The organism is Neisseria sp. 27098_8_112 (assembly GCF_041433235.1).
Lineage (GTDB): Bacteria > Pseudomonadota > Gammaproteobacteria > Burkholderiales > Neisseriaceae > Neisseria.
Window position 1 is genome coordinate 1 of the sequence record NZ_JAPWBB010000034.1, and the last position, 3,146, is coordinate 3,146.

Genomic DNA, 3,146 nt, shown 5'->3' on the forward strand with positions numbered 1-3,146 from the left:
GGTACGTTGCACCGTAAATTCCGCTACGCCTGGGCAGCCTATTTTGGTCTGATTAAAGTGAGTGCGCAAAGCCACCTGAAGGCGATGTGTTTGAACCTTTTGAAAGCCGCCAACAGGCTAAGTGCGCCTATTGCTGCCTAAAAGGCGGCCGGATGCCTGCTTAATCAGGTATCCAAGAGGGATTAAGGGGGAATTTGAGTAGAATCAGTGGATATTTGAAATAAAAACAGCCGAAAACCTGTTTTGGGCTTCGGCTGTTGAGGAAAGGGCTATTTTGCAAAGGTCTCATAGGTGTATTGATCGCCGAGCATGACCCAGCCGCCTGCGGGCGCATCTTCTATAGCGGAGCCAAGCTTCCCGAAAGAGAGGATGCTGTCGTTGCCTTTGCGGATGGCGGGTGTACCGTCGTCTGAAAAAGTGGTGCAGCCAACGAGAAGGAATACTGCGGATAAAAAGGGGAAGACGTATGTTTTCATAATGTTTGTTTGAAGGTATTTAAAATCAGGCAAATGGGGGAATACTCAATCCGAATTGTTCCAACAAGCCGACCGTTTCGTAAACGGGCAGGCCCATCACGCCTGTAAAGCTGCCTTGCAAATGCTCGACAAACACGCTGCCCAAACCCTGAATGCCATACGCGCCCGCTTTGTCCATCGGTTCGCCGCTTCGGATATAGGCGGATATTTCTTCGGCAGACAAGGTTTTGAAACGTACATCGCTGGTTTGTAAAACGCCGCGCGTTTTCCCTTGCCAATATATGCATACGGCAGTCAGCACCTGATGTGTCTGCCCTGAAAGCCGGGCGAGCATTTCGGCTGCTTGGGCTTCGGTTTCCGGTTTGCCGAGAATGTGGTTTTGATAGGCGACCGTAGTGTCGGCGGTCAGAATCGGATATTCGGGCGACGCGTCGTGTGTGGCAAACCATTGCTCGACGGCGGCGGCATTTTTTTCCTGCGCCATACGTTGCACATAATCGGCGGCTTTTTCGTCGGAATGCGGCGTTTCGTCGATGTCGGCAGGGATACGGATAACTTTGAATCTTAAGTTTTCCAGAATTTCGCGGCGGCGCGGGCTACCGGAGGTAGGTAGAGTGTGTGCATAAAACTTTCTTTTTTAGGGGATATAAGGTCGTCTGAAAATTATTTTGACTGTTTGTGTTGGCCGGACAGGCGCACATAATGCGCAGAAGAATATTTCAAAAATTCTTTTTCTTTTTCGGTCAGCGGGCGGACTTGTTTGACGGGCGAGCCGACATAGAGATAGCCGCTTTCCAAACGTTTGCGTGGCGGCACCAAGCTGCCTGCGCCTATCATCACGTCGTCTTCAATGACGGTATCGTCCAGAATAATTGTACCCATCCCGATCAACACACGATCGCCGATGCGGCAGCCGTGCAGCATGACTTTGTGTCCGACGGTTACGTCTTCGCCGATGATAAGGGGCGAACCTTCAGGCTTTTCCGCGTTTTTGTGCGAAACGTGCAAGACACTGCCGTCCTGTACATTGCTGCGCGCGCCGATGCTGATGCTGTTCACGTCGCCGCGCAACACGGCATACGGCCAAACGGATACGTCTTCGGCAAGCGATACTTCGCCGATGATGACGGAGGTCTCGTCGATGAGGCAGGATTCGTGGATTTGGGGAGTATGGTCTAAGAAGGGACGGATAGGGTTCATGTTGTTTCTTTCTTTTTGATAGTGTGGCAGGTTTCAGACGACCTGCGGCTCGGTATGGCGAAAGCATGCCGTTTTGACGCAGGTGAGGCAAGGGCGGTGTCTCCCGAGATGTCGTCATGTCTTTGTAAACAATATTTTTTATGGTTATAGAACCATTTTCCGTTAGGCCTGCATCTCTTGTTTACCGAAGGTGGAAAATTGTCCTTTATTATCTTGTAGTTACAAGTAGCTGCAAATCATTCTCTTGCCATTTGAATTGGAATGATATATATTTTAAAAAAATATTTCATAAAATAACGAAACCCGATGGTTTGTTTTCAAACAGGTTTGGTGGGTTTCCAATCTCACAAACCTTGGCTTTCATCCCATATCCGTTTTCAAATCTATCTAATCCACCTTGTTTAAATAAAGGCGGCCGGAAGGTCGTCTGAAACTGTATGAAGTATATTCACATGAGCGAAACACAAGAGCTGACTTTTGCCAAACGGCTGAAAGAGCAGACTACAACTATTCACGATAGCGTGGACAACTTGGTTATGTCTGTCGAGCCGTTTACCAACAAAGAGAATTACATCAAATTTTTGAAACTGCAATCCGTGTTCCACAAAGCGGTCGATCATATTTATAAAGACTCCGAGTTGAACAAAGCCATTCCTGAGCTGGAATACATGGCGCGTTACGACGCGGTAACGCAAGACTTGGCTGATTTGGGCGACAAACCTTACGAATACGGTAAACCGCTGCCGCATGAAACCGGCAACAAAGCCATCGGTTGGCTGTATTGCGCCGAAGGTTCCAATTTGGGCGCAGCATTTTTGTTTAAACACGCGCAAAAACTGGATTACACCGGCGAACACGGCGCGCGCCACCTCGCCCCCCATCCGAACGGCCGCGGCAAACATTGGCGTGCTTTTGTCGAGCATCTGAATGCTTTGGGTTTAAGTCCTGAAGCTGAAGCCGAAGCGATTCAAGGTGCAAAAGATGCATTTGCGTTCTACAAAGTCGTTCTGCGCGAAACATTTGACCTGCCTGCAGGTGCGGAAGCTCCGGAAGGCTTTGTTCCGCACCGTCATTAATGGTTTGACGATATAAGTAGAGGTCGTCTGAAACACATCTGTATACGCGGATTCATAAATTCTGTTTTCAGACGACCTTCATGCTGGTGTAAGTGTTGTATTGTTTGGTTATCCGCATCTGCGGTATTTTTTAATTGGTTTGATGTAAATAGTTATCAAATATTTTATCACCATCATTCCAAAATACCATTATCACATTCAGGAGTTTTACCATGAAGGAATCATTTAAATTAAGTATGTTGGCGATTGCCTGCAGCATCGCATTGAGTGCATGTGGTTCAAGCGGTGGTGGTACGCTGTCTGCACAGCCTGCACCGACCCCGCAGCAGCCGGGCAATAATTCCGGCTCGGGCGGAGGAGGTGATTCAAAACAAACAGAAGACGCTAAGAAAGC

General features: G+C 48.4%; 4 protein-coding genes and 2 pseudogenes. 2 read left to right on the plus strand and 4 right to left on the minus strand.

From position 1 onward, the window contains the following. A pseudogene (locus O3682_RS11595) lies at window positions 1–141 on the plus strand (IS5/IS1182 family transposase); the annotation flags it as partial. Window positions 142–269: 128 nt separating this feature from the next. Here O3682_RS11595 and O3682_RS11600 read toward each other — a convergent pair. The 3 genes and pseudogenes from O3682_RS11600 to O3682_RS11610 form a co-directional block, all read right to left on the minus strand. After that, entirely contained in the window at window positions 270–476 is a 207-nt protein-coding gene (locus O3682_RS11600) for a hypothetical protein (protein ID WP_371510171.1), read from the minus strand. 25 nt (window positions 477–501) lie between these two features. Further along, window positions 502–1,100: pseudogene (locus tag O3682_RS11605) on the minus strand (Maf family protein). A 39-nt stretch (window positions 1,101–1,139) separates the two neighbouring features. Then, window positions 1,140–1,676 (minus strand): gamma carbonic anhydrase family protein, encoded by a 537-nt coding sequence (locus O3682_RS11610; RefSeq protein ID WP_019270852.1) that lies wholly within the window; start codon window positions 1,674–1,676, stop codon window positions 1,140–1,142. Between the two features lie 452 nt (window positions 1,677–2,128). On the opposite strand from O3682_RS11610, the gene O3682_RS11615 reads away from it, so the two are divergent. Then, window positions 2,129–2,752, plus strand: a complete 624-nt coding sequence (locus O3682_RS11615) for a biliverdin-producing heme oxygenase (protein ID WP_070461566.1) — start codon at window positions 2,129–2,131, stop codon at window positions 2,750–2,752. A 130-nt stretch (window positions 2,753–2,882) separates the two neighbouring features. Here the strand turns inward: O3682_RS11615 and O3682_RS11620 are convergent. Then, window positions 2,883–3,146: hypothetical protein (locus tag O3682_RS11620; protein WP_371510172.1), on the minus strand; the 264-nt coding region annotated here is incomplete at its 5' end.

What these genes read in the sequence shown, in the direction of transcription:
- O3682_RS11600 (WP_371510171.1), bottom strand. Translation starts at nt 476, where the DNA reads ATGAAAACATACGTCTTCCCCTTTTTATCCGCAGTATTCCTTCTCGTT.
- O3682_RS11610 (WP_019270852.1), bottom strand. Translation starts at nt 1,676, where the DNA reads ATGAACCCTATCCGTCCCTTCTTAGACCATACTCCCCAAATCCACGAA.
- O3682_RS11615 (WP_070461566.1), top strand. Translation starts at nt 2,129, where the DNA reads ATGAGCGAAACACAAGAGCTGACTTTTGCCAAACGGCTGAAAGAGCAG.